This window comes from Jonesia denitrificans DSM 20603, assembly GCF_000024065.1.
GTDB classification, from domain to species: Bacteria; Actinomycetota; Actinomycetes; order Actinomycetales; family Cellulomonadaceae; genus Jonesia; species Jonesia denitrificans.
On record NC_013174.1, the window covers coordinates 578,088 to 604,007 of the forward strand.

The following is a 25,920-nucleotide window of genomic DNA, read 5'->3' on the forward strand; positions in this document are numbered from 1 at the left end:
GCTTTTCACAGTTTTTGAAGTGAACTCCCAGGCAGTTTTGGGCGCCATGTCAGTCCACCGGTGTTTTCTTGTAGTGACACAAGGAGGACATGATGACTACACCAGAAAACACCACACCACACTCAGACCACCACAACGGTGCCCCAACTCCCACCAGCGCACAACAATCGTTGCCTGTTGATGCCCAACCCACCACGTCGCTACCTGCGACACCGCCACCACCACCAAGCATCCCGACCCCGCCTCCCGCCGCCCCCGAGGCACCCAGGGCACACACTCCACGGCAACGCCTCTGGCTGCCCATCACCACCACAGCTGTTCTCACTGCGATCCTTGCATCGCTGGGGACTGCCACCGCGATCAACGCATGGCCACAACAAGACGAACCGGCTCAACCTGCCCCCACCGCAGCAACCCAAGACACAACAACGACCGCGCCTGTCGCCCACTCCACGTCCACCAACCCTGACTGGCAGGCAGTCACATCGGCAGTCTCAGCCTCAGTCGTAGCCATCGAGGTCGACGCTCAAAGCGGGTCAGGTCAAGGGTCCGGAGTAATCATTGACTCGGACGGGCGGATCCTCACCAACAACCACGTTGTGGAATCAGGTGAACAAGGCACGATCACGGTCACTCTGGACGACGGTCGGATCTTTGACGCAACGATCACAGGTCTTGACGCAGCCACCGACCTTGCTGTCATCACACTGACAGACCCGCCCGCAGACCTCGTCCCCGCCATCTTCGCTGACTCTAACGATGTCACTGTCGGAGACTCAGTCATCGCCATTGGAAACCCCCTTGGCCTGTCGCAAACCGCAACCACCGGGATCGTTTCTGCGCTCAACAGGCCCGTAACGACAGCCCAAACAGAAGACGGAACCCTCGTCGTCACCAACGCCATCCAAATTGACGCCGCCATTAACCCCGGTAACTCCGGTGGGCCACTGTTCAACGCCCAAGGCGAGGTCATCGGAATCACCTCGTCTATTGCAACAATGTCGCAAGGAATGTCCGGAAGTTCCGGGTCCATCGGACTCGGATTCGCGATCCCCGCGAACTTGGCGCAAAACATTGGTGACCAACTCATCGCCAACGGCGAAGCAGAACATGCCTTCCTTGGTGTGTCCATGACGGACGGCACCGCAGAAGTCGACGGTGCCACCCGCCAAGGCGCGCTCGTGGCAGAAGTCAGTGACGGGAGCCCAGCAGACAATGCCGGGATTACCGCTCAAGACCTCATCATCTCTTTGAACGGCAAACCTGTGACCGGAGCTGAATCGCTGACTGGTCTCGTGCGCGAACTTCAATCAGGCCAACAAGTCCCGGTAGAAGTGGTCCGTGACGGCACAACCCGCACCGTGACCGTGACCCTGGCTAGTCGCACCGAAAACGCGACCACCGCACCACAAAACGACGACACGACACCAGACTCCACCCAACCCAACAACATCCCGGACCTCAACGACCTCTTTGGTCAGCGTCCAGGACGTCAAGGGTAACCCGGAGAAGAACAAGGGCAAAGGTCAGGGACCTACGCCACCCCACCTTGCAACGCCGACACCATCGGAGCGAGCTTCGCGTCAGTCTCAACTAACTCATCAGCTGGGACTGACGCGGCAACAATGCCGCACCCAGCGAACACGCGCATCACCCTGGCATCGGTTGGGTCAAGGTGGCCAGAGCGCAACGCAATACCCCACTCACCATCACCATCACCACCCATCCACCCCACCGGGCCCGCATACCGGCCACGGTCCATCAACTCAATGTCCGCGATCATGTGAGCAGCCCGCACAGTCGGTGTGCCACACACCGCTGCAGTCGGGTGAAGCGCCGCCGCCAACGACAACGACGTTTCATGACGGTGCGGATCAATCACCCCAGTCACATCACTGGCCAAATGCAACACGTTCGGCAAATGCAGCACAAAAGGCGACTCAGGAACATTTAACGACGTGCAGTGAGGAGCCAACGCCTCCGCTACCGAAATCACCGCATACTCATGCTCCTCGAGATCCTTTGATGACTTCGCCAACAACCCGGCACGAGCAGTATCGGTTTCATCATCGCCCGTCCGCTGGATAGTGCCCGCCAACACCCGTGACGTTGCCAACCCGCGCTCCGCACGCACCAGCAACTCCGGGGTCGCCCCCACCAAACCCCCCACACTAAACGTCCAACACCCCTGATACGCAGACACCAAATGCGTCAACAAAAATCGGGTATCAATAGGACGTTCGGCAGTAGCCACCACATCGCGAGCCAGCACAATCTTGTCCAGCTCACCGCCACGAATCCTCCCGACAGCCTGTGCCACAATGTCCATCCACTGCGCACGCGACACCGACCCATCCGAAAACGACACCGACCCCGCCGACACCACCGGGTCATGGTGACGCACCTCATCCAAATGCGCAGCCAACAAATCCACATGCGCACTGGTCTGACCCGAGGCATCCTCCGCACAAATCGTTGTCAACCACCACGACGACCCGCGACGCCCCACCACAACCTTCGGCACAATAAGAACCGACTCATCAGCAGACGCATACGAAAAAGCAAACGACCCAAACGCAACCAAGCCCGTGCCTGCACGACGCACATCGTCACGCACCACCGCCAACTCGCGCACCTGCGCCCACCACGCCTGCGCCGCCTCAAACCGCTGCGGACCAGAAGTCACCACCCGAGCAGCCTCACCCCAACCCACCAACCCCTCACCACGACGCACCCACGCCAACGCACCAGAACCAGGCAACACCGCCAACAGGGCATCCACACCCTCACCCAACGGCTCCACCGAAACAGTATGCGCCACCAACCTCGGCACCTGCCCCGACACACTCCCAGACGACAACGACGACGACGCGACACGATCAACAGGATTCACAAGCCCCACTGTAACGCTCAGCGCCACCAACCGGTCTGCAATAATGAGCACATGCCACGAGCCGACCTCGACAAAAAGCCCACCGACGTCGCCGCGATGTTCGACGGAATCGCCCGCCGCTACGACCTCACCAACGACATCATCTCCCTCGGCCAAGACCGCCGCTGGCGTCGCGCCACCGTCGACGCCGTCAACGCCCAACCCGGGGAACGCATCCTCGACCTCGCTGCCGGAACCGGCACCTCCTCACTCCCGTTCGACGCTGCAGGAGCACGCGTCATCCCCTGCGACTTCTCCACCGGGATGCTCGCAGTAGGCCGCAGCAGGCGTCCCGACCTGCCCTTCATCGCCGGCGACGCCATGAAACTTCCCTTCGCCGACGAATCATTCGACGCCGCAACCATCTCCTTTGGCCTGCGCAACGTCGCCGACACCCACGCAGCGCTCGCCGAGATTCTCCGGGTGTTGCGTCCTGGCGGGCGGCTTGTTGTGTGTGAATTTTCCACACCCACGTGGGGTCCGATGCGCACCGTGTACTCCGAATATCTGATGAAGGCGCTGCCGCGGGTGGCAGGGGCGATCACCTCAGATTCGGGGTCCTATTCGTACCTGGCTGAGTCCATTGCCCACTGGCCTGATCAAGAAACGTTGGGGGCCTTGATGCTGCGTGTGGGCTACCGTCCTGTGCGTTACCGAAACCTCAGCGGAGGCATTGTAGCTTTGCACCATGCTGCGAAACCTCACAGTGAGCGTCAATGAGGTGACTGCGGGGCAAAACAAAGGCGGGTCGTGAGCACCGGTGCTCACGACCCGCCTTTGTTTCTGGATGTGGGTGAGGCATCCTGACGATTCGTTACCCTCACTGAGTTGATGCGGCTATTACCACTTGGCGTTACGTGCGAGTTCTAGTGCGCCTGCCTGCCACCATTGACCTGCTGCGGGGCCACCGTTGCAGGAACCGTCAGATTCGCCGGGCAGTTTGATCCACAAGTTTCCGCGGTGGGCACCCGAAGCATTCAGTGATGGTTGTTCACCGAGTGCACGTCCGGAGGGGTTGCACCATTCGCCGTTGGATCCGTTGCCGTTGCGTGAGGTGTCAACAACGAACTTTTTCCCTCCGATGAGATCGGAGATGCGCTGTCCGTAGGCAACGGAGTCTGCGGTGGTGTGGTAGTTCGAGACGTTGAGGGAGAACCCTGCAGCGTGTTCGATTCCTGCTTGCTGGAGGCGTTCTGCCATGACTTCTGCTGTTTTCCAGCCGCTGTTTCCGGCGTCGATGTAAACCTCTGCACCTGCGTTTGTCAGTGTTTGTGCTGCGTAGGCGAGGTATCCAGCGCGGTCGCCTTGGCCATCGCAGTCACCGAGTTGGGGGAGCGCGTCGGGCTCGAGCACAATGAGGGGGTTCCCCACGATCCCTTGGGCAACAGCGTTGATCCAGTTGGCGTATTCGCTGGTGGCTACCCCTCCTGAGGAGTGGTTGCCACAGTCACGTCCGGGGATTGCGTACGCCACGAAGGCTGCCTTTTTCCCGGCTTCGTGTGCGTCAGTGGTGAGTTGGCGAACTTTTTCAGTGACTTCTGAGTTGGAGTCCCAGTCGCCAATCCATCGTGCTGCGGGGGTGAGGGCAATTTTTGCCAGAAGGTCTTTGTCAGATCCGCTTGCGGCTTGCCATGCCTCGTAGGCCTGGGTGTCAGTGTCGAGGAATAGTGCACTGGGGTTTGGGGCTGGCTCGTCGGTGGGGTCTGGGTCTGGGTCGACTGGGTCGGTTGGGTCGGTTGGCTCGGGGTCTGGTGGTGTGACTGGGGAGCCGTCCACGGAACACGCGACGCCGTTGAGCGTGAAGGCGGTGGGGGCTGTGGGGGAGGAACCTTGACCGATGAATCCGAAGCTTGTGCTTCCGTTGGTACCAAGCGCGCCGTTCCAGGAGACGTTACCTGCTGTCACGGTGTTTCCGGTTTGGGAGACCGTGGCGTTCCACGCCTGGGCGATGCTTTGGCCGGCTGGTTCGTTCCAGGTAATTTCCCAGGAGTTGATGGGGTCGCCCGTGTTTGTCACGGTGACTGCCCCCTGGAAGCCACCGGGCCATTGACTAGCGATGCTGTAGTCGACCGTGCATCCTGCTGCGGCATGTGCTGGTGCGGCAGTGAGGAGTGCTGCTGGGATGAGTCCTGCTCCCACAAGTGCTGCTGTGGTGAGGAGCGATGTCGTGCGCTGTCTCATGAAACCTCCAGTTGGTGTTGAGCGCGTACCTCATGACTATGACTGTGATGGGGGTGTTCGTCCAGGTGGAGAAGTCGCCATCTCGGTGGCGTCATAGTGGTACGGGCAAGAGTACGGGGGTGCACCGGTGGTGGGGGAAGTGTGTGAATCGTTTCAGTTCGTTGACTGTTCGGTGAGCGTGCTGCCTGTCGTGTGGGAGGTGACTTCTGTCCCTGTTCACAGACGACGGTAATGTGATCTGCCCCACACTTTATGATGCGTGATGCGGGTGAAGAGCAAAGCCGGCCCGCCCGCTATGTGAGATTCTTGTGAAGGGTTCCCCGGAATCTTCGCGGTTCGGCGTGTTGGTTCACCGGAGCCCTTCCTTGGAATAGTGCGAGTTTTAGCACCTCGGGCAGGACAGGTGAGGTAAGCCTAAGCGGACATGCTGTGTGATCGTGGCTACAGTATGAAACGGTGCCTGTGGCTCCTCTCACAGGCCTCCGCAGTGGTCGAAGACGACCTTCTTGCGCGCCCGCCCACCAGTGCGGACGCACTGGGACTTCGGTCCCACTGACAGTGTGAACAGGTGGCAAAGGATTGGGAGAGGTTATGACAGTCAACGGCGAACTGGTCCGTGGCGCTGTCCAGAGCAGAGGCTGGACACGCAACCACCCAGGCATCAGCCTGTTGAGTCACGCCCACCCGCACGCCCCCACTCTTCCCGCGACAAGGTGGTAGGAACGCCATGACAAACCCCTACGTCCCGCTTCTCATCCTCATGGGCATTGCCCTGATCTTGGCTATCGGTGGGGTGGTAGCGAGCGCTCTCATCGGCCCAAAGAAATACAACAAAGCCAAACTAGAAGCCTATGAATGCGGGATCCAGCCCACACCGCACGCCGCAGAAGGTGGGAAATTCCCTGTCAAGTACTACCTCGTGGCAATGACCTTCATCGTTTTCGACATCGAAATCATCTTCCTCTACCCGTGGGCCGTCGACTTCGCGCACCTGGCAACCTTTGGTGTCGTCGCGATGCTCTCCTTCCTCGCCCTGATCACCGTGCCATTCTTGTACGAGTGGCGCCGTGGCGGATTCGACTGGGCTTAACCAGAAAGGCAGGCATAGACCATGGCACACGATGACTCCACACCAGGGTTCTTCACCGCATCACTGGAAGACGTTGCTGGCCTCTTCCGTAAAGGATCGATGTGGCCGGTGACGTTCGGGCTAGCGTGCTGCGCAATCGAAATGATGGCGACAGCGTCCTCCCGCTTTGACGTTGCCCGGTTCGGGATGGAAGTGTTCCGCGCTTCCCCTCGTCAGGCTGACCTCATGATCGTGGCCGGCCGAGTGTCACAAAAAATGGCTCCAGTTGTCCGTCAGGTCTATGACCAAATGGCGGAACCCAAATGGGTCCTGTCCATGGGCGTGTGCGCATCGTCAGGCGGAATGTTCAACAACTACGCCATTGTGCAAGGTGTTGATCACATCGTCCCGGTCGACATTTACCTGCCAGGGTGTCCACCGAGACCAGAAATGCTCATCAACGCCATGCTGGAACTCCACAAACAAGTACAAGAACAACCTCTCTTTGGTAACCGTCGGGCCATCATCGAGAAAGTGGAGCGCGCTGCTCTCGATGCAACCCCCGTCTCCCAGATGAAAGGCCTGCTGGCATGAGCGAGGTCACCGGCCCTCACCACCAACAACAACACAGCCCATCGTTGTTCAGCGACAACACCCACGAAGTTGTTGATGTCCGCCACGGGATGTTCGGCGTCCACGACGCCGGGGACACCTCCGGGTTTGGTGGCCTCACACGGTACGTGGGAATCCCCAAATCCTCACCGCGGCCGCTGGGCGGATGGTTTGATGACGTCGTGGACATCCTCGATGAAATTATGGCCGAACACAACATTTCTGGTGCAATCGAATCAGCAGTCGTCGACCGTGGCGAACTGACACTCTTCATCGCTCGCGAGCACCTCGTCGCAGTCAGCCAAGCTCTCCGTGACGATCAAGACCTGCGCTTTGAACTGTCCCTCGGTGTGTCAGGTGTGCACTACCCTCACGATCAGGGACGCGAACTCCACGCGGTGTACCACCTCACCTCCGTCACACATGGGCGTTCTCTTCGTCTCGAGGTTGCAGCACCAGAAACCGACCCCACCATCCCTTCCACTGTGTCGGTGTACCCGGGAAACGACTGGCACGAACGTGAAACCTTTGACTTCTTCGGGATCAACTTCACCGGACGCGACGATCTCACCCGCATCGAAATGCCCGATGACTGGCCAGGCCACCCGCAGCGCAAAGACTACCCACTTGGTGGCATTCCCGTGGAATACAAAGGCGCCACCATTCCTCCCGCAGACCAACGGAGGTCCTACTCATGAGTGCACCCACCCAAGGCCCCCACGCCACCCGCAATGTCTTTGACACCGACGACGTCTCCTTCGAAGCAATGGGAGGCGACTGGGATGATGTCGCTGCACGCATCCGCGAACTCGGTGAAGAACGCATCGTCGTTAATATGGGACCTCAACACCCCTCCACCCACGGTGTGCTGCGGCTCATGTTGGAAATGGACGGCGAATACGTCACTGAAGCGCGCGCAGGAGTCGGCTACCTGCACACGGGTATCGAAAAGAACATGGAGTACCGAACCTTCACTCAAGGTGTGACGTTCTGTACCCGCATGGACTACCTTGCCTCCTTCTTCCAAGAAGTTGCCTACTGCCTCGCGGTCGAAAGGCTCCTCGGAATAGAAGCACCCGAACGCGCGCAAATCATCCGCGTGATCCTCATGGAACTGAACCGTATTTCCTCGCACTTCGTTTGCTTAGGAACAGGCGGAAACGAACTCGGGGCCACCACCGTGATGACAGCAGCCTTCACTGGTCGTGAAGAGATCCTTCGAATCTTCGAGTCCGCATCCGGGCTCCGCATGAACAATGCATTCATTCGGCCCGGGGGAGTAGCCCAAGACGTCCCCGCAGGGTTCGTGGACGAGGTGCGCTCACGGCTGCCAAAAATCGAAAAATACCTCACCGACCTCGCCGACCTGTGCCTAGGAAACCCCATCTTCAAACTCCGGACCGTCGGTGTCGGACACCTCAACCTCGCCGGAGCCATGGCGCTCGGCATCACCGGCCCCATTTTGCGGTCAGCCGGACTCCCATACGATGCCCGCAAAGCCAAACCCTACTGTGGGTACGAAACCTACGACTTCGACATCCCAGTCTCCAACGACGCAGACTCCTACGCCCGGGTGGTCCTGCGAGCCGAAGAATGCTGGCAGTCACTGCGCATCATCCGTCAAGCACTCGACCGCCTTGACAACACCGCAGGAGCCCCCGTCATGGTCGAGGACAAAAAAATCGCCTGGCCCGCACAACTGGCAATCTCCTCCGACGGACAAGGCAACTCCTTCGAACACATCCGAAAAATTATGGGCAGCTCCATGGAAGCCCTCATCCACCACTTCAAACTCGTCACCGAAGGGTTCCGAGTCCCGGCAGGCCAAGTCTGGCAAACCGTCGAACACCCCCGTGGAGAGCTTGGAGTTCACCTCGTCTCCGATGGCGGAACACGCCCCTACCGGGCGCACTTCCGTGACCCGTCCTTCAATAACCTCCAAGCAACGTCCATCATGTGCGAAGGCGGCCAGGTCGCTGACGTCGTTGTTGCCGTGGCTTCAATTGACCCCGTGATGGGAGGCGTCGACCGATGACAACAGATGCACAGACACCCAAACCCCGTGCAGTAGGATACGAACCCGAGACCCTGGAACAACTCTGCACGGACGCAGCAACAATCATGGGACGCTACCCCAACGCACGCTCAGCGCTCCTGCCCATGCTGCATCTTGTCCAATCCGTCGACGGGTACGTCACCCGCCGAGGTATCCAATTCTGCGCAGACCAACTCGACCTCACCGCCGCCGAGGTGTCCGCAGTCGCCACCTTCTACACCCAATACAAACGCCGCCCCAACGGTGATTACACCGTCGGCGTGTGCACCAACACACTGTGCGCTGTCATGGGCGGAGACGCCATCTACGAAGAACTCTCCACCTACCTCGGCATCGGTCACGACGAAACCACCGACGACGGGAAAATCACCCTCGAACGGGTCGAATGCAACGCAGGCTGCGACTACGCGCCTGTCGTCATGGTTAACTGGGAATTCTTCGACAACCAAACCCCAGACAGCATGAAAAAGATCGTCGACGAACTCCGGCTCGGAAACGACGTCACTCCAAGTCGTGGCCCCACGAAAGTGTGCGACTTCAAACACGTCTCACGAGTCCTTGCAGGGTTCAACGACGGCCTTGCCGACCAAGGACCCGGCGCAGGTGACGCCTCAATCCAAGGGACGCGCATCGCGAAACACAGCAGTGACCACACCACAAAGCAGCCCTCCGCAACCACCACCCCAGACGCAAGCGAACCACACACCGGTGACAAAGGGTCCTCCGCAGAACGACCCACCCCCCAAGGAACACCCACGAGCGACGACGGGAAGGACCTGACATGAGCACCGTCGGGCTATCACCTGTTCTCACCGAATTCTGGGACCACCCACAGTCCTGGACCATGGACACCTACCTTGACCATGGTGGATACGAAGGCTTGAAAAAAGCCCTCACCATGGACCCTGCAGCCATCGTCCAAGAAGTGAAAGACTCCGGTCTGCGTGGTCGTGGGGGAGCAGGATTCCCCACCGGGATGAAGTGGGGCTTCCTCCCACCAGACGACGGCGGACCACGATACCTGGTCGTCAACGCAGACGAATCAGAACCAGGAACCTGCAAAGACATCCCCCTCATGATGGCCACCCCACAGTTCCTCATCGAAGGGGTCATCATCACCTCCTTCGCGATCGGTTGCCGCCACGCCTTCATTTACGTCCGTGGAGAAGTCGTCCACGTCTACCGCCGACTCCTCAAAGCAGTCGAAGAGGCCTACGACCGAGGATTCCTCGGGGACAACATCCTTGGAAGCGGGTACTCCCTGGACGTCACCGTCCACGCAGGTGCTGGAGCCTACATTTGTGGTGAAGAAACGGCACTCCTTGACTCCCTCGAAGGTCGCCGCGGGCAACCTCGCCTCAAGCCGCCCTTCCCCGCTGTCGCCGGGCTCTACGCACGGCCCACCGTGGTCAACAACGTGGAATCAGTGGCCTCAGTTCCGCAAATCATTGCCCGCGGCGCCTCCTGGTTTACCTCTCTGGGAACCGAAAAGTCCGCCGGACATGGACTGTTCTCCTTGTCAGGACACGTTGAACGCCCAGGACAATACGAAGCGCCACTGGGAATCACTCTGCGTGAACTCCTCGACATGGCTGGTGGAATCCGAGGTGGACGTCAACTGAAGTTCTGGACCCCCGGTGGCTCCTCCACCCCCATCTTCACCGCCGACCACCTCGACACCCCCCTCGACTACGAATCTGTGGGTGCCGCAGGCTCAATGCTCGGTACCAGAGCCCTGCAAATCTTTGACGACACCACCTCCGTGGTCCGCGCAGTGACCCGCTGGACAGAGTTCTACGCCCACGAATCCTGTGGAAAATGCACCCCATGTCGAGAAGGAACCTACTGGCTCAAACAAGTGCTACGCCGAATCGAAGCAGGACAGGGCACCCAAGGAGACATTGAGAAACTCCTCGACCTGTGCGACAACATCCTTGGACGGGCGTTTTGTGCACTCGGCGACGGTGCCACCTCATGTATTACATCCGCCATCCAGTACTTCCGTGACGAATTCGAAGCAGGGATGCACACCCCCGCATGGGAACTGTTCCCACCAGAACGCTCTGCTCTCTTTGACTACCAACCGCGGAACCGTGACGCCCTTGCCGCAGCAGGAGACCACTCATGAGTGATGACATCACCATCAACATTGACGGCATCGACACCTCGGTGCCCCGCGGAACCCTCGTCATCCGGGCAGCAGAAAAACTCGGAATCGACATCCCACGTTTTTGCGACCACCCGCTCCTGGAGCCAGCAGGCGCCTGCCGCCAATGCCTCGTCGACGTCGAAATGCCCGACCGTGAAGGCAACCTGCGGCCCATGCCCAAACCCCAAGCATCCTGCACCCTGGCAGCAAGCGACGGAATGGTCATCCGCACCCAGCTGACCTCGCCCACCGCAGACAAGGCACAAAAAGGCGTGCTCGAACTGCTCCTCATTAACCACCCACTCGACTGCCCCATCTGCGACAAGGGAGGGGAGTGCCCACTACAAAACCAAGCACTCTCTCACGGCCACCCAGACTCACGGTTCACCGACGTCAAACGAACCTTCCCTAAACCCATCAACGTCTCCACCCAAATCTTGCTCGACCGAGAACGGTGTGTCCTGTGTCAACGATGCACCCGCTTCTCCAAACAAATCGCCGGTGACGCATTCATTGATCTCCAAAAACGCGGCGCCATGCAACAAATTGGCCGATTTGACGCCACAGTCCTGGGCTTCGACGATGACTACCAACTCGATGGCCTCAGCGACGACGCCACTGCACTCGCTGGCCCCGACCTCCCCGTTGGTCCAGCAGAACTCGACGAAGCAGGCGACACATTCTCCTCCTACTTCTCCGGCAACACCATCCAAATCTGCCCTGTCGGTGCCCTGACATCGGCGGCCTACCGATTCCGGGCGCGCCCCTTCGACCTGGTGTCCACACCTGCAATTGCAGAACACGACTCCAGCGGATCCGCGATCCGCGTCGATCACCGGCGTGGCAGCGTCCTACGACGCCTCGCCGGCAACGACCCAGCCGTCAACGAAGAATGGATCACTGACAAAGACCGATTCGCCTTCACCTGGCACACCGCACCGGGCCGCATCACCACCCCCATGGTTCGCGAACGCGGCACCGACGGATTCCGTGGCGAACTACGAGAAGCATCATGGAATGAAGCGTTACAACTCGCAGCCCGCGGTCTCACACAAGCAGCCAACCCAGACACCACAACTCATGCTGGAGTGCTTACCGGTGGGCGACTGACCATCGAAGACTCTTACGCCTACGCAACATTTGCACGCGTTGCGCTCGGCACCAACGACATCGATGCGCGCGCCCGAGTGGCCAGCACCGAAGAAGAACACTTCCTCGGGGCACACATCGCCGGGCGCGGGGTCACCGTGACCTTTGCTGACCTGGAACAAGCAGCCCACGTCGTTCTCGTCGGGTACGAACCCGAAGAGGAAGGAGGGGTTGTCTTCCTGCGGCTACGCAAAGCCGCCCGAACCGGCACCTTACGCACCTGGGCAATTGCGCCCTTCGCCAGTCGAGGACTGCAGCGCATCGACAATTCCACGCTGCTTGCCACCCGCCCTGGTGACGAAGCAACAGTCCTTCACCAACTCGCACACACCGATGAAGCCCCCGCCGAGATCGTTGACCTTCGCACCGCACTCCATGACGCAGGAAAAGACGCGATCATCGTTGTTGGCGAACGCCTCGCCGGGGTCCCCGGTGCATACAGTGCACTGACGACACTCACTCAGGCCACCGGTGCCCGAGTGGCTTGGATCCCACGGCGCATCGGTGAACGAGCAGCCCTCGAGATGGGTGCCCTGCCCACCCTCCTCCCCGGAGGACGCCCCGTGACCGACCCGTCAGCTCGGGTGGACCTGGCAGCCCACTGGGGTGTAGACACTCTCCCCAGCCAGCCGGGTCGCTCCACCAGCGAGATCCTTGCGGCACTGTCCAGTGGAGAACTCAATTCGGTGCTCATTGGTGGTCTTGAACTAGCAGACCTTCCCGACCCTGACGCCGCACGGAACGCACTAGACGTTGCCGACTTTGTCGTCTCTCTCGAAGTGCGCCACTCCGACGTCACACCCTATGCCGACGTCATCCTGCCCGTCGCACCCCCGTCAGAAAAAGCAGGAGCCTACTGGAACTGGGAAGGACGAGTACGCACCTTCGGGCAAGCACTCACCACCAACGCGCTACCCGATCACCGGGTTCTCGCAATGCTCGCTGACACCATCGGGCGCCCCACCGGCACCCACACACTCACCGAGGTGAGAGCCCACATCGATGCGCTTGGCCCGTGGGACGGAACTCGTCTTGAGACGCCGCACACCCCGGCACCCTCGCACATAGCCCTTCACCAAGGAGAAGCGATCCTTGCCACCTGGCACCTCCTCCTCGACGATGGAGCCCTCCAGGTCGGCGAACGTTTCCTCGCAGGAACAGCAAAAACACCAGTCGCACGCATCAGTGCAGATACAGCCGCGGCCATCGGAGTGACTGACGGACACCCTGTCACTGTCTCCACCCCCCGCGGTTCCATCACGCTACCCGCAGCGATCACCACAATGCCCCGCGACGTGGTCTGGTTGCCGCAACGATCCCCCGGATCACACGTGTACACCACGCTCGGTGCAACTGCCGGGGACCGTGTCACTCTCACGCCAGGCACACCGGAGACAGAAGGGAAGGACCAGTGATGGCTGACTTCTCGACCGACACACTCATCACATCCATCATCAAAGCTGTCCTCATCGTTGTTTTCCTCTTGCTCTCCGTTCTCATCGCAATCTGGTTTGAACGCAAAGTCATTGGACGCATGCAGGAACGCCCAGGACCCAACGTGCACGGCCCATTCGGATTACTCCAGTCCCTCTTCGACGCCATGAAACTCCTCATTAAAGAGGACATCACCGTCAAAGCGGCCGACAAGGTCGTGTACATCCTGGCCCCCATGATCTCGGTGTTTTGTGCGCTACTCGTCTTCGCGGTCATCCCGCTCGGACCAGAAGTACGCATCCCCTTCACCGACATCATCACCCCACTGCAACTCACTGACTTCCCTGTTGCCACGCTGTATATCCTTGCGTGTGCATCCGTGGGGGTCTACGGCATTGTCCTTGGTGGCTGGTCCTCCGGCTCCACCTACCCGCTGCTTGGATCCGTGCGATCCACCGCACAAGTGATCAGCTACGAGCTTGCCATGGGCCTGTCCCTGGTCTCGGTCTTCATCATGGCTGGGTCAATGTCCACCTCCCAGATCGTGGACAGCCAAGACACCATGTGGTGGCTGTTCCCGCTTTTTCCAGCATTCATCATTTACGTCATTTCCATGATGGGCGAGGTCAACCGCCTCCCCTTCGACCTTCCCGAGGCCGGAGGGGAACTGGTCTCCGGGTACATGACCGAATACTCCTCGATGAAGTTTGCGTGGTTCTTCCTCGCCGAATACATCAACATGCTCAACGTATCCGCAGTCGCAACAACACTCTTCCTTGGCGGATACCATGCTCCCTGGCCCATCTCGCAGATCAACGACGGCATGTTTGACCAAGGATGGTGGGGGTTGCTGTGGTTCCTCATCAAACTGTGGGGTTTCATGTTCTTCTTCGTGTGGGTTCGAGGGACAGTGGTTCGCTTCCGCTACGACCAGTTCATGATTTTCGGATGGAAAGTCCTCATCCCATTCGCTCTTGGGTGGATTTTCATCCTCGCTGCTTTCCGCGGTGTCCAAGAGTTCGGGAATATTGACGCCCGTCCAATCCTCTTTGCCATCGCAGCGATCGCTGCGGTGTTGCTCGTGGTCACACTCATCATTGACCAACGGACGAGTGCGCGCAGCCAACCGGAGCGTGCATCGGCAAACACGAACGAGAACGAACCCCCATTCGATGCGTTCGCCAACGGGTACCCGGTGCCACCACTACCCGGACAAACCCTGCCACCGTCACCACGTGCAGCGCGCCGCGCTGCGCAGCCAGCGACCCGCACAGCACAAGTGGAATCCACCGGCCAGGAGGACAACGATGACAACTGACGGTCTCACCCCCAATGAACTCCCCGGCGTTGCCGACTATGAATCTGCGATGCCGCCAGCCGGCCCTATGAAAAAACTCCTTGCGCCTGTCGCAGGGTTTGGCGTCACCCTCAACTCCTTCTTCAGCCCCACAGTTACTGAACAGTACCCATTCGAAAAAGTCCCCACGAAGCCGCGGTATCACGGTCGCCACCAACTCAACCGGTACCCTGATGGTCTGGAAAAATGCATTGGCTGCGAACTGTGTGCGTGGGCTTGCCCAGCTGACGCAATCTATGTTGAGGGCGGCTCCAACGCCGAGCTCCCCGACGGAGCGCACATGTCACCGGGAGAGCGGTACGGCAAGGTCTACCAAATCAACTACTTACGGTGCATTTTTTGTGGGCTGTGCATCGAAGCGTGTCCCACCCGTGCGCTCACCATGACGAACGACTATGAGCTTGCTGGTCCCACCCGTGAAGGGATGATCTACGAGAAACAGGACCTTCTCGCTCCACTGGTTGACGGCATGCTCGCTGCGCCGCACCCCATGGCTCCGGGCACCAAAGACACGAACTATTACCGCGGTGAGGTGAACGGGCCCACCACGGAACAAGTGGATTGGGTCGCCGAGCATCGTCCCGATGACGCCACACTTGATGGCGCCAGGTCTGCTGTCACCACACCTGGTGGGGCCAACGGGTCGGTGTCAAACCCTGCTGCCATGGATGAAAAGACGGTGACCCGATGACCTCCACAGCTGAAGCCGTCCTATTTTGGTCGCTTGCACCATTGATGGTGCTCGCAGCGATGGGCCTGCTCTTTGCGCGCAAAGCCGTTCATGCAACCATCAGCGTGGTGTTTGTCATGATCAGCCTTGCGGTCTTGTACGTAGCAAATGAGGCGCCGTTCTTGGGGATCGCCCAGGTCGTTGTTTACACCGGTGCGATCATGATGTTGTTCTTGTTTGTCATCATGCTTGTGGGTGTGGGAGCGTCTGATTCCCTTGTGGAAACGGTCCGAGGCCAACGGTTCATTGGTGTGTTGTTTGCTGGCGGGTTGGCCATTATATTGCTGGCTTTCCTTGGGCGGCTCACAGTTGGTCCGGGTGTGGGGCATGAGGCGACTGTGGCCGACAACCCCACCGCGATCGCTCGGGTTCTCCTGGGTAACTTTGTGTTTCCCCTGGAACTGGTGGGTGTGTTGCTTGTGACGGCCGCACTAGCTGCGTTGTCGTTGACGCACCAGCGTAGGTTGCGTGACCGGGTGTCTCAAAAAGACCTTGCCGATGCGCGGGTTGCGCAGGGCCGCCGTCTCACTCCGCTGCCAAGCCCGGGTGTGTTTGCTGGACGTAACGCTATGGATGTGCCTGCTCTTGATCCGCACGGGCGGCCGGTGGAGTCATCGGTCTCACGGGTGCTGCGGGCGCGTGGTCAGGAACGTGACGCTTTTGTTGACCCAGAGATTATTGAGGTGACTGAGGCGTCACGGCCGGCTGTGGGTACGTGGGATCGACCTGAGCGCGGAAGTGATTCGGCTGAGTCGGCTGCGAGCGAGGGTGATAGCAACACCCGGGAAGAGTCGGGGGAGAAATAATGGAGTACTCGAACTACTTATATCTCGCCGTCATCTTGTTTTCGATCGGCGGTGCAACGGTGTTGTTGCGGCGAAACGCGATCATCGTGTTTATGGGCATCGAACTCATGCTTAATGCCGCAAACCTTGCATTTGTGACGTTTTCGCGTATGCACGGGGATGTGTCTGGTCAGGTGGTCGCGTTCTTCGTGATGACTGTGGCCGCAGCCGAGGTTGTTGTGGGACTTGCCATTATCGTGTCCATTTATCGATCACGCAGGACGGTGTCGGTTGACGACATCAGCCTGCTGAAGAACTAGCCACAGGGAGTCACCCATGATTGATGCTGCCTGGCTCCTTATCGCCATTCCGCTGCTGAGTGCCGCATTTCTTCTTCTGTCCGGTCGCCGAAGCGACCGTTGGGGACATTGGATTGGTGTGTGTGCCTCTGGAGCGGCGTTCGTGGTAGGCGCTGTGATCCTTGTTGATCTGCTTGGTCGTGATGCAGGGGACCGGGTGCATGATGTGCACCTGTTCGACTGGATTTCGGCCGGTGACTTGGTTGTTCATGCTGGATTACGGATCGATCCGCTGTCCATGACGTTCGTCATGCTGGTCACCTGTGTTGGTTCGCTCATTCACGTGTACTCAGTGGCGTACATGGAGCATGACGCTGACCGGCGCCGATTCTTCGCTTACTTGAACCTCTTTGTTGCCGCGATGCTCATCCTCGTGCTTGCGGACTCCTACCTGCTGTTGTTTGTTGGGTGGGAAGGCGTGGGGTTAGCGTCCTACCTGTTGATCGGTTTCTGGAACCACGTGCCGCAGTACGCCACTGCTGCGAAGAAAGCATTCATCATGAACCGTGTCGCTGACGTGGGCATGATTGTTGCTCTTGGCGCACTGTTCAGCACATTTGGTGCACTTGATTTTGCGACTGTGGAACAAGCCGCTGGCACCGCCAGCGAACCCATCATGACGCTCATCGGGTTGATGCTTCTTGTGGCTGCGTGCGGTAAGTCGGCGCAATTCCCCCTGCAAGCCTGGCTTGGCGATGCGATGGCTGGTCCGACCCCCGTGTCTGCGTTGATTCACGCGGCCACGATGGTGACAGCTGGTGTGTACCTCATTGTGCGGTCCGGGCCCGTATACGAGCAGGCGCCAACAGCGCTGTTGGTTGTTGCCCTGATTGGGGCGATCACGTTGTTGTTCGGGGCGATTGTGGGGTGCGCAAAAGACGACATCAAGAAGGCGCTTGCTGCGTCAACCATGTCCCAGATCGGGTACATGATGCTGGCTGCTGGGCTTGGGCCCATTGGTTACGCCTTCGCGATCTTCCACTTGCTTACTCACGGGTTCTTTAAGGCAGGAATGTTCTTGGGGGCGGGGTCAGTCATGCATGGCATGAATGACGATGTCAACATGCGCCACTACGGGAATCTGTCGCGCTTCATGAAGGTCACCTGGATTACCTTCGGGCTCGGGTGGCTCGCGATTCTTGGGGTGCCACCATTTTCTGGTTTCTGGTCGAAAGACAAGATCATTGAAGCGGCGTTCTCAGCAGATCACGGTCATGGTTGGCAGCCGTGGGTCTTTGGTTTGGTTGCCCTCTTTGGTGCAGGGCTGACCGCGTTCTACATGTCACGGTTGTTCTTCATGACCTTCCATGGCAAGGCACGGTGGGCCACTGAGGAGTCCAGCCCGCTTCCCCAACGTCACCCTCATGAATCGCCACGGCTGATGACGGTCCCCATGATCATCCTTGCCCTCGGCTCAGCTGGTCTCGGCTTGTTCTTGGCGTTGGGTGATGGTTTTGTCACGTGGTTGGAACCCACCACGGGTGTACTTGAGCACCATGAACCAGTGCTACCGATCCCCGTCATCATGATCTCCACTCTTGTTGTGGTGTTTGTGGGAGCGGCTCTCGCTTGGCGGCAGTATGGTGCATCTGATGTGCCTACGACGCCGCCTATCGGGTCACCACTGACACGGGCAGCCCGCCGTGACCTGTACCAAGACGATGTCAACGAGGCGCTGATCATGCGTCCAGGTCAGTACGCAACACGGACCCTTGTGTACGCGGATAAGAAGGTTCTCGACAACGCTGTGACGGGAACAGCTGGACTTGTTGGCTCCTTCGGGTTGCTCTTGCGCAAGCTTCAGAACGGACACGTGCGCACATACGCTGCGTACATCATCATCGGCCTCGTCGCGATGCTTCTTGCCCTCGCGCCGTGGTGGAACTGAAGGGAATAACCCATGTCGATCGATTCCCTCCCGCTCATCACGATCACTGCGGCCATCCCGCTGGTTGCTGCCGTGGTGTTGTGGCTCCTGCCTGCAACCGTGGCTCGAGTTGCGCGCCCCATTGCTTTGACAGCGTCTCTTGTGACGCTTGGAGCCGGTGTCGTGATGGTGGCATCGTTTGATACTAGTCAGTCTGCAACCCATCAATTTGTAGAAACGTATCGCTGGATTGAGCCTATTGGCGCCTCGTACGCTGTTGGTGTTGATGGGGTGGGCCTTGCACTGGTGATACTGTCAGTTCTTCTTGTGCCGCTTGTCATCTTGGCGGCGTGGAAGGAACACGGTGGTGTGACGGTTGGTTCGGGCTCGAGGTTGCGTCACTACCTCGCCCTCATTTTGGTACTCGAAACGATGATGGTGCTGATCTTCGCGGCCAGAGACGTGTTCTTGTTCTATGTCGTCTTCGAAGCGATGCTCATTCCGGTCTACTTCATGATCGGGCTGTTTGGGCACGGGGCTCGCAGGCGTTACGCTGCGATCAAGTTCCTCTTGTTCTCCTTGGTTGGTGGGCTCATCATGCTCATCGCGATGATCGCTTTGTTCATCACCGGGCCAGGCGGAGCGGAAGGTTTCCTCATCTCATCATTGACTGGTGCGGTGGAAAACCCAACCTTAGAGAAGTGGATCTTCCTCGGGTTCTTCATTCCCTTTGCCATTAAGGCGCCAATGTTCCCCGTCCACACCTGGCTACCTGACACGGCACAGCACGCCCCGGCAGGAACATCTGTCCTACTGGTTGGCGTTCTTGACAAGGTCGGGACTTTCGGGATGCTGACGTTGTGTTTGCCACTGTTCCCCAACGCGAGCCAGTGGGCGGCCCCCACCATCATTATCCTCGCACTGATATCGATCATTTACGGTGCACTGTTAGCGCTGGGCCAACGCGACCTCATGCGGTTGATTGCTTACACGTCGGTGTCCCACTTTGGGTTCATCGTCTTAGGGATTTTCACGTTCTCGTCAGCGGGAATCTCAGGATCTGCGTTCTACATGGTCAACCATGGCCTGTCGACAGGTTTAATGTTCCTGGTCGCTGGCTTCCTCTTCCTGCGCTCACGGAGCGTGACACCGCAGCACATTGCCGAATATGGGGGAATGCAACGGGTCACTCCTGTTCTCGCCGGGGTGTTCCTGGTTGCAGGTCTGTCCGCACTATCAATGCCCGGTCTTTCCACATTTATTTCAGAGATCACCGTGCTCATCGCAGCGTTTGACACTTCTCCTTGGGTTGCTGCTATTGCTGCACTTGGTGTCATCCTTGCCGCGCTCTATATTCTCTTAACCTACCAACGCATCTTCACAGGGCCGCCGCCTGCCAACACAGAACCAACCGCGGATCTCACTGTCCGCGAGAAGGTGGTGGCTGCACCCCTGATTGCTGTGATGCTCCTCTTGGGTTTCCTGCCCGGATTAGCTCTTTCCTACCTCAGCGAACCGGCTGATGTCGCTGTCACCACTGTGCAAGGAGGCAACTGATGTTCGCCGCTGACCTGCCCATTTTCCAAGCGCCAGTCCTGAACTGGTTTGCGCTCACCCCGTACCTGATCGTTTTTGGTGCGGCCGTGATTGGTGTGCTGGTGGAAGCTTTCGCGCCAGCACGGTCACGCCGACCCGTGCAGATTGCCTTGTTGCTGGCTGCGCAAATTGCTGCACTGATCATGGTTGTCTGGCACGCAGCACGGCTGCAATCATTAACGTCACAGCAAATCGAGCGTGCAGACGTCTTCCCAGCAGGCACCGCGCTGGCTATTGACCCGCTCAGCTCGGTCATCCAGGTCATCTTGCTGGTCGCATCGATCTTTGCATCCTTAGTCATGATCGACCGAACCACCGCACACCAGGATCCGTTTGCTCCCAGTGCAGCGGCAATCCCCGGGTCCCGGTATGAAGAAGACGCCCGGTCACAGGGCATTGAACAAACAGAGGTGTTCCCACTGCTGTTGTTCACGATCGGTGGGATGCTCGTTTTCCCAGCCGCAGGGGACTGGGTCACCATGTTCGTGGCCCTCGAAGTGTTCTCACTTCCTCTCTATGCACTCACAGCGATGGCTCGCAGACGCCGGTTACTCTCCCAAGAAGCGTCCTTCAAATACTTCACATTGGGGGCGTTTTCTTCAGCCTTATTCCTCTTCGGTATAGCACTGATGTACGGGTTCACTCAGTCCATCGACCTGCTTGCGCCCAGTGCAGTGGTTCAACAGGGCGTCGCCAGCGGAACATTCAGTGACAACAGCGTCCTGTACTTCGCTGGAATTGCACTGATCCTCGTGGGAATCTTCTTCAAAATTGGTGCCGCACCGTTCCACGCGTGGACCCCAGATGTTTACCAAGGAGCGCCCACCCCCATCACGGGGTTCATGGCCGCATGTACCAAAATTGCTGCGTTTGGCGTTCTCACGCGCATCCTTATCTTCTGTGTCAATGCGACGACCGAGCAGGTCTTTAACGTCATCGCCCCTGTCGTTGCAGGGGTAGCGATCGCGACCATGCTTGTCGGAGCAATCATGGCCATCACCCAAACCAACATGGTGCGGATGCTTGCCTACTCCTCGATCGGGCACGCAGGTTTCCTCCTCATTCCGCTCACATCCCTTGGCCCGCATAGTCTTCGAGCATTAGCGTTCTACCTGTTGACCTACTCATTCGCCACAATCGGTGCTTTTGCTGTGGTCATGCTCGTGCGGGAACGCACAGCAAGCGGCGAAGTCACCGGCGAAGCGTCACACATCGGCCAGTGGGCTGGACTTGCACGGCGCTCTCCGTTGCTCGCCGGATCAATGACCATCTTCTTGTTGTCCTTTGCAGGAGTTCCACTCACGGCCGGGTTTATTGCCAAGTTCCAAGCATTCGCGCCAGCAGTGTACGAACAAGCCTGGCCCGTTGTGATTGTCGCGATCCTCGCATCGGCTATTTCGCTGTTTGTCTACATTCGGCTCATCGTACTCATGTTCTTTGTTGCCCCAGCTGAAGAACGTGACCAACACAGTGATGCAACCGTACCGTCACCGAACAATGCCGACCCGGCTGAAGTTCCCGACGCACAACTCGCAAGCAATGACACGCACACCAGTCCGGGTGCCAGGGACGCCCAACGTCTCTCACCAGCTAAGACTGCGGTCATCGATGCTGATGAATCGGTTGGGGTCACCGCTGTTCAATCCACAGGACCTGCGTTCGCAGTCATTCTTGTTAGCGCAGCACTCACAGTGATTTTGGGAATTATCCCAGGGCCTGTGCTTGATCTCATCGCGTCCTTGGTGTGATCTGGGGCGTTGTCCACGGTCTGGGCCGTCGGCTGCGGTAGATTAGGGAAAGAAACGTCAGAATGTGCGACGGACACCTTGCTGCGCGCGAGGGTCCGTCTCGCGAGTCCGCATCACAAAGGCTAAGTTCAACCTGTGACTAACGTATCCCTGGCTCTTCCGCTCGCGGATGAAAAGCTTGCCACCGCACTCACTGAGGAGCTCCAGCACGTCGAGGAGCACCTGAGGTCGGCCACATCTCACGCGGACACTGTCGTGAATGAAGCCAGCCAACACCTTGCCAACGCTGGTGGCAAACGCCTGCGGCCGTTACTCACCCTCCTTGCTGCGCACGTGGGGCAAGGCGTGAACGATGACGTCCGGCAAGCTGCGTTGGTCGTGGAACTCACCCACCTTGCTTCTCTCTATCATGATGACGTCATGGATTCCGCGCCGTTACGACGCGGTGCTCCTTCTGCTCATGAGGTGTGGGGAAACTCTGTTGCGATCCTCACCGGTGATCTCCTTTTCGCGCGGGCATCGCGTCTCGTGGCTAACCTTGGCCCTGAAGCAGTCCACATTCAAGCTGTGACCTTTGAGCGTCTCTGCCTGGGGCAACTCCACGAAACAATGGGTGTGCGCGACGGCGATGACCCTGTTGAACACTACATTGGGGTCCTCGCCGATAAGACAGCGTCTTTGCTGGCCACTTCTGCTTTGCTGGGGGCGAAGTTCGCTGGCGCCGATCACGGTATTCAGCAGGCACTAGCCCGCTACGGTGAAAATGTTGGGGTTGCGTTCCAACTTGCGGATGACATCATCGATCTCACCTCTGATGGTGACGTGACCGGAAAAACGCAAGGAACTGACTTGCGTGAGCAGGTGCCCACAATGCCCGTTCTTTTGCTCCGTGCACAGGTTCTGTCCGGGCACGCGAGCCAGGACGACCGTGATCTGTTGGCATTGATTGACTCTGACCTTTCTGACGATGCAGCTCTCGCGGCGGCAGTTGAGCAGCTCAGGGCACACCGCGTCATTGAACTGACACGCCAGCGGGCAAGTGCCTATGCAGACCAAGCTGTCCGTGAATTAGACAGTCTGCCCGAAGGTCCTGTTCGGCAAGCTCTGCAGGATTTCGCCCATATTTTGGTGGAACGAACAGCGTAATCGCACCTTTTTCACCCTGTCAGGAGTGTGCTTCACTGTGGTGCTTCGTGTCAGACGGATAGGATCAGTCAAAGACGCACGTTCAGCGTGTGACGTAACTGTCGACCAGTAGTGGAAGACAGAAGACAGGTCCTCCGTATCGCGGTGGACGTAGTATGACGTAAGGGCTCAGTGACGTGTTCTCGTACTCCCCGGGTGATCAGATTGCACTCGTTGTCGACCATTTTGCGGTTCTCCTACCGGGCGATACAAAAACCTCGATCATCCACACCATTTGGGAGCGCTGCTACTCCACGACACATCGCGGGTTGCTGGGTATTTTGCAAGCAGTGACCTCAGCTGTTGATCCCACGCTGGAAAATCTCCCGGATTTTGTCTTGGTGGAACGACGTGAACATGGCAGGCTCAGCGATGTTCGCATCGCTGTGAGCGGAGACGCAATTGCCCGCGTCAAGCAAACCAATGACGACGCGATTCATGAGGTATCGGGACGACACATTGCCATGTGGCTTGAACAAGGGTATTCCTCCGTGGAGTTCCTCGAAATAGGCGAACACCGCGGATCGCAGTCGTATCCCATCGTTTCGGGAGTTGTCCGTTGCTCGGGCCTGATTTGGGAGGCAGAAGTCCCCACGGGAACGTCCCCTCAATCCAGCCCACTCGCCGTGATTTCTCCACCCAGTGCGCCACTTCACACCATCGATGAGGACCTTGGTCGCACTCTCATCGAAATTCCCGATGAGTGGTTGAGTGACCACGACGTCGACGAATCACGAGCTGATTACGCCATGGACCAATCTCTCTCGCTCGATGACGTCAACGAGCAGCGAGATGACGCAGAATATCCACCAGCGCATCAACAAGCCGTTGAGCCCGTAGGGGCGGCAACGAGCGCAGGAACAGGGGGTGGTGGATACGCCAGCGCACCAGCCCCGTTCGCAGCAAGCGCGGCACCACCTCCCATGGTTGGAGCCGGAGTCGTACGGTTTTCCCACGGTGAGGTTGTGGAGTTGGGCAGTCCCATTGTGATCGGACGCCGCCCGTCACACGACGGTGCAGGGGCACCCGTCACCGCCCGACTAATCTCAGTTCCGAGCCCATCGAAAGACATCTCCCGCAACCACGTCATGATCCGTATCGAAGCAGGTCACGTCCTTGCTGAGGACCTTGATTCTGTCAATGGGACAGTCCTGCGCCGACGCGGTGAACCCGAGCGAACCTTGCCCGCACGCGAACCGGTACTAATCCTCAACGATGATGTTGTCGATCTAGGAGATGGCGTCTCGCTCGAGTTCATTGGGGTGAGATGATACTTGCCCGGTGCGCTTTATAAGGCGCATACTCATAACCGACAACTCTGGGAGATGGGGAGATCTCCGCAGAGACCGACGATATCGCGAACACGAGGGTGTTCTTCACCCGCCGGGACAGGTACAGTCATGGCCTGTACTGTCGCGCGCAACAACAACATGGGAGTCTCCACAATGTCAGCACCGCAGCTGTCGCTTGAGTATTGCGGCGAGTGGTTCCAACCGAACCCCGCCCAGAACTTCGACATCGGTCGCGAAGGGGACCTCACCATCGACGACAATCCATACCTCCACCGACGCTTTTTGAAGGTGTCGTACCAGGAAGGGATTTGGTGGTTGTCGAACGTGGGGTCACTGCTTTCAGCGACTGTGTGTGACACCTCAGGCGGCGTTCAATCCTGGCTGTCGCCAGGGAACCGGATTCCCATTGTTTTCCCTTCCACCACTATTGTCTTTACCGCTGGCCCCACAACGTATGAGCTTTTGGCGCATCTTGAGGGGCAGCAGTACCAAGCCGAGCAGGTTCCTGCTCCGGAATCTGGCGACCAAACCATTGGAATGATCAACTTCACGCTTAGCCAAAAGCAACTCATCGTCGCTTTGTGCGAACCGATGTTGCGCCGTGAAGGCACAGGTTTCACCGAGATCCCATCGACTGCAGATGCGGCAAAACGCCTAGGATGGGCCGTGACGCGGTTTAACCGCAAGCTGGATAACGTTTGCGACAAACTTGACCGGATGGGTGTGAAGGGGCTGCGAGGCGGACCAAAGCAGCTTGCCACGAACCGGCGTGCACGCCTTGTTGAGTATGCGGTCACAACCCGTCTTGTGACGGCTGATGACCTTCCGTTACTTGATATCAAGGATGAGGAAGCCTGACTGTTACGGTGAGCGTTGATGACGGACAATAGGGGTATGCAGCAAGCACAGTTTCCGTCACAAGCGTTCCCTGCCTATCCTCGTTTGAGTGTAAATAAACCTGATGGGTGGGTAGAACTCGCGGCGGTCGGGTTGCCCCTTGCACTTGCGGCAGAGGTGCCCGCTGGTGCTTTTCGACCGAACGTGCTTGTGACCCTGACGCGACACGGAGCAGATTTTCAGGTGGAGCACGCCGTCAAGGACCTGAATAAGCGGCTCAAGGCATTGACGCGCTTTCGGGAGGAAGAGCGGGTCACTGATCACGCACATGGCGGTGACCGCATTCGGGTACGTGGGCGTTTCGCTGGGGCTCGTGGTGAAGTGGTCCGGCAAGATGTGAGCGTTGTGGTGATAAACCGTGGACATGTGTATGACGTGGTCGAGATCACGGGTACATGTTCCCTGGCATCAGGTGACAATAGAGAGACAGAGATCCGTTCCGTCATTGACTCGCTCGTGGTCACGTGTGACGAGTAGGAGCGGGCTTGGCAGGGCTTCACAAGAGGTTACAACCTCCCAAGT

General features: G+C 58.6%; 22 protein-coding genes. 20 read left to right on the forward strand and 2 right to left on the reverse strand.

Translation table 11 applies throughout. The annotated features are described in order from the left end of the window. Positions 1–92: 92 nt before the first annotated feature. Positions 93–1,502 (forward strand): S1C family serine protease, encoded by a 1,410-nt coding sequence (locus JDEN_RS02660; protein WP_015770828.1) that lies wholly within the window; start codon positions 93–95, stop codon positions 1,500–1,502. 32 nt (positions 1,503–1,534) lie between these two features. Here JDEN_RS02660 and JDEN_RS02665 read toward each other — a convergent pair whose 3' ends face one another. Further along, on the reverse strand, positions 1,535–2,893 hold the full coding sequence (locus tag JDEN_RS02665; RefSeq protein ID WP_049754505.1) for an isochorismate synthase: 1,359 nt from the start codon (positions 2,891–2,893) through the stop codon (positions 1,535–1,537). A 51-nt stretch (positions 2,894–2,944) separates the two neighbouring features. Between JDEN_RS02665 and JDEN_RS02670 the strand changes: the two genes are divergently transcribed. Beyond that, positions 2,945–3,652, forward strand: coding sequence for a demethylmenaquinone methyltransferase (locus tag JDEN_RS02670; RefSeq protein ID WP_015770830.1), 708 nt, complete (start codon positions 2,945–2,947; stop codon positions 3,650–3,652). Positions 3,653–3,772: 120 nt separating this feature from the next. Here JDEN_RS02670 and JDEN_RS02675 read toward each other — a convergent pair whose 3' ends face one another. Next, complete coding sequence (locus JDEN_RS02675; protein WP_015770831.1) at positions 3,773–5,113, reverse strand: glycoside hydrolase family 6 protein; 1,341 nt, start codon at positions 5,111–5,113, stop codon at positions 3,773–3,775. A gap of 727 nt (positions 5,114–5,840) precedes the next feature. Here JDEN_RS02675 and JDEN_RS02680 point away from each other — a divergent pair. The 18 genes from JDEN_RS02680 (at position 5,841) to JDEN_RS02765 (ending at position 25,875) form a co-directional block, all read left to right on the forward strand. Beyond that, positions 5,841–6,203, forward strand: a complete 363-nt coding sequence (locus JDEN_RS02680) for an NADH-quinone oxidoreductase subunit A (protein ID WP_015770832.1) — start codon at positions 5,841–5,843, stop codon at positions 6,201–6,203. Between the two features lie 21 nt (positions 6,204–6,224). Next, on the forward strand, positions 6,225–6,776 hold the full coding sequence (locus JDEN_RS02685; protein WP_015770833.1) for an NADH-quinone oxidoreductase subunit B: 552 nt from the start codon (positions 6,225–6,227) through the stop codon (positions 6,774–6,776). Continuing rightward, positions 6,773–7,492: an NADH-quinone oxidoreductase subunit C gene (locus JDEN_RS02690; protein WP_015770834.1), complete on the forward strand. Its 720-nt coding sequence runs from the start codon at positions 6,773–6,775 to the stop codon at positions 7,490–7,492. Before JDEN_RS02685 ends, JDEN_RS02690 begins: the two co-directional genes overlap by 4 nt. After that, positions 7,489–8,829, forward strand: a complete 1,341-nt coding sequence (locus tag JDEN_RS02695) for an NADH-quinone oxidoreductase subunit D (RefSeq protein ID WP_015770835.1) — start codon at positions 7,489–7,491, stop codon at positions 8,827–8,829. The genes JDEN_RS02690 and JDEN_RS02695 overlap by 4 nt, the downstream gene beginning before the upstream one ends. Further along, on the forward strand, positions 8,826–9,635 hold the full coding sequence (nuoE, locus tag JDEN_RS02700) for an NADH-quinone oxidoreductase subunit NuoE (RefSeq protein WP_015770836.1): 810 nt from the start codon (positions 8,826–8,828) through the stop codon (positions 9,633–9,635). The genes JDEN_RS02695 and nuoE overlap by 4 nt, the downstream gene beginning before the upstream one ends. After that, on the forward strand, positions 9,632–10,978 hold the full coding sequence (gene nuoF, locus JDEN_RS02705; RefSeq protein ID WP_015770837.1) for an NADH-quinone oxidoreductase subunit NuoF: 1,347 nt from the start codon (positions 9,632–9,634) through the stop codon (positions 10,976–10,978). Before nuoE ends, nuoF begins: the two co-directional genes overlap by 4 nt. Then, a complete protein-coding gene (locus tag JDEN_RS02710; RefSeq protein ID WP_015770838.1) occupies positions 10,975–13,563 on the forward strand; it encodes an NADH-quinone oxidoreductase subunit G in 2,589 nt (862 codons plus the stop codon). Before nuoF ends, JDEN_RS02710 begins: the two co-directional genes overlap by 4 nt. Next, a complete protein-coding gene (nuoH, locus tag JDEN_RS02715) occupies positions 13,563–14,900 on the forward strand; it encodes an NADH-quinone oxidoreductase subunit NuoH (protein WP_015770839.1) in 1,338 nt (445 codons plus the stop codon). The genes JDEN_RS02710 and nuoH overlap by 1 nt, the downstream gene beginning before the upstream one ends. 49 nt (positions 14,901–14,949) lie before the next feature. After that, the gene (gene nuoI / locus JDEN_RS02720; protein ID WP_015770840.1) at positions 14,950–15,630 is read left to right on the forward strand and encodes an NADH-quinone oxidoreductase subunit NuoI; all 681 of its coding nucleotides are present in this window, start codon (positions 14,950–14,952) and stop codon (positions 15,628–15,630) included. Then, on the forward strand, positions 15,627–16,475 hold the full coding sequence (locus tag JDEN_RS02725; protein ID WP_015770841.1) for an NADH-quinone oxidoreductase subunit J: 849 nt from the start codon (positions 15,627–15,629) through the stop codon (positions 16,473–16,475). Before nuoI ends, JDEN_RS02725 begins: the two co-directional genes overlap by 4 nt. Then, positions 16,475–16,774, forward strand: a complete 300-nt coding sequence (gene nuoK / locus JDEN_RS02730) for an NADH-quinone oxidoreductase subunit NuoK (protein WP_015770842.1) — start codon at positions 16,475–16,477, stop codon at positions 16,772–16,774. Before JDEN_RS02725 ends, nuoK begins: the two co-directional genes overlap by 1 nt. 16 nt (positions 16,775–16,790) lie before the next feature. After that, a complete protein-coding gene (gene nuoL, locus JDEN_RS02735; RefSeq protein ID WP_015770843.1) occupies positions 16,791–18,701 on the forward strand; it encodes an NADH-quinone oxidoreductase subunit L in 1,911 nt (636 codons plus the stop codon). 12 nt (positions 18,702–18,713) lie between these two features. Continuing rightward, positions 18,714–20,237 carry an NADH-quinone oxidoreductase subunit M gene (locus JDEN_RS02740; RefSeq protein ID WP_015770844.1) on the forward strand — a complete coding sequence of 508 codons (1,524 nt, stop codon included), beginning with the start codon at positions 18,714–18,716 and terminating at the stop codon, positions 20,235–20,237. Further along, the gene (gene nuoN / locus JDEN_RS02745) at positions 20,237–22,024 is read left to right on the forward strand and encodes an NADH-quinone oxidoreductase subunit NuoN (protein WP_015770845.1); all 1,788 of its coding nucleotides are present in this window, start codon (positions 20,237–20,239) and stop codon (positions 22,022–22,024) included. The genes JDEN_RS02740 and nuoN overlap by 1 nt, the downstream gene beginning before the upstream one ends. A gap of 135 nt (positions 22,025–22,159) precedes the next feature. Further along, on the forward strand, positions 22,160–23,170 hold the full coding sequence (locus JDEN_RS02750) for a polyprenyl synthetase family protein (protein ID WP_015770846.1): 1,011 nt from the start codon (positions 22,160–22,162) through the stop codon (positions 23,168–23,170). A gap of 176 nt (positions 23,171–23,346) precedes the next feature. Further along, positions 23,347–24,480, forward strand: coding sequence for an FHA domain-containing protein (locus tag JDEN_RS02755; RefSeq protein ID WP_015770847.1), 1,134 nt, complete (start codon positions 23,347–23,349; stop codon positions 24,478–24,480). Between the two features lie 174 nt (positions 24,481–24,654). Beyond that, positions 24,655–25,359, forward strand: coding sequence for a hypothetical protein (locus JDEN_RS02760; protein ID WP_015770848.1), 705 nt, complete (start codon positions 24,655–24,657; stop codon positions 25,357–25,359). A 36-nt stretch (positions 25,360–25,395) separates the two neighbouring features. Next, positions 25,396–25,875: an LpqN/LpqT family lipoprotein gene (locus JDEN_RS02765; protein ID WP_041287793.1), complete on the forward strand. Its 480-nt coding sequence runs from the start codon at positions 25,396–25,398 to the stop codon at positions 25,873–25,875. Positions 25,876–25,920 lie beyond the last annotated feature (45 nt).

Excerpts from the sequence above, each read along its gene's own strand:
- JDEN_RS02660 (WP_015770828.1), top strand. The coding sequence starts at position 93 with ATGACTACACCAGAAAACACCACACCACACTCAGACCACCACAACGGT.
- JDEN_RS02670 (WP_015770830.1), top strand. The coding sequence starts at position 2,945 with ATGCCACGAGCCGACCTCGACAAAAAGCCCACCGACGTCGCCGCGATG.
- JDEN_RS02675 (WP_015770831.1), bottom strand. The coding sequence starts at position 5,113 with ATGAGACAGCGCACGACATCGCTCCTCACCACAGCAGCACTTGTGGGA.
- JDEN_RS02680 (WP_015770832.1), top strand. The coding sequence starts at position 5,841 with ATGACAAACCCCTACGTCCCGCTTCTCATCCTCATGGGCATTGCCCTG.
- JDEN_RS02685 (WP_015770833.1), top strand. The coding sequence starts at position 6,225 with ATGGCACACGATGACTCCACACCAGGGTTCTTCACCGCATCACTGGAA.
- JDEN_RS02690 (WP_015770834.1), top strand. The coding sequence starts at position 6,773 with ATGAGCGAGGTCACCGGCCCTCACCACCAACAACAACACAGCCCATCG.
- JDEN_RS02695 (WP_015770835.1), top strand. The coding sequence starts at position 7,489 with ATGAGTGCACCCACCCAAGGCCCCCACGCCACCCGCAATGTCTTTGAC.
- nuoE (WP_015770836.1), top strand. The coding sequence starts at position 8,826 with ATGACAACAGATGCACAGACACCCAAACCCCGTGCAGTAGGATACGAA.
- nuoF (WP_015770837.1), top strand. The coding sequence starts at position 9,632 with ATGAGCACCGTCGGGCTATCACCTGTTCTCACCGAATTCTGGGACCAC.
- JDEN_RS02710 (WP_015770838.1), top strand. The coding sequence starts at position 10,975 with ATGAGTGATGACATCACCATCAACATTGACGGCATCGACACCTCGGTG.
- nuoH (WP_015770839.1), top strand. The coding sequence starts at position 13,563 with ATGGCTGACTTCTCGACCGACACACTCATCACATCCATCATCAAAGCT.
- nuoI (WP_015770840.1), top strand. The coding sequence starts at position 14,950 with ATGCCGCCAGCCGGCCCTATGAAAAAACTCCTTGCGCCTGTCGCAGGG.
- JDEN_RS02725 (WP_015770841.1), top strand. The coding sequence starts at position 15,627 with ATGACCTCCACAGCTGAAGCCGTCCTATTTTGGTCGCTTGCACCATTG.
- nuoK (WP_015770842.1), top strand. The coding sequence starts at position 16,475 with ATGGAGTACTCGAACTACTTATATCTCGCCGTCATCTTGTTTTCGATC.
- nuoL (WP_015770843.1), top strand. The coding sequence starts at position 16,791 with ATGATTGATGCTGCCTGGCTCCTTATCGCCATTCCGCTGCTGAGTGCC.
- JDEN_RS02740 (WP_015770844.1), top strand. The coding sequence starts at position 18,714 with ATGTCGATCGATTCCCTCCCGCTCATCACGATCACTGCGGCCATCCCG.
- nuoN (WP_015770845.1), top strand. The coding sequence starts at position 20,237 with ATGTTCGCCGCTGACCTGCCCATTTTCCAAGCGCCAGTCCTGAACTGG.
- JDEN_RS02760 (WP_015770848.1), top strand. The coding sequence starts at position 24,655 with ATGTCAGCACCGCAGCTGTCGCTTGAGTATTGCGGCGAGTGGTTCCAA.
- JDEN_RS02765 (WP_041287793.1), top strand. The coding sequence starts at position 25,396 with ATGCAGCAAGCACAGTTTCCGTCACAAGCGTTCCCTGCCTATCCTCGT.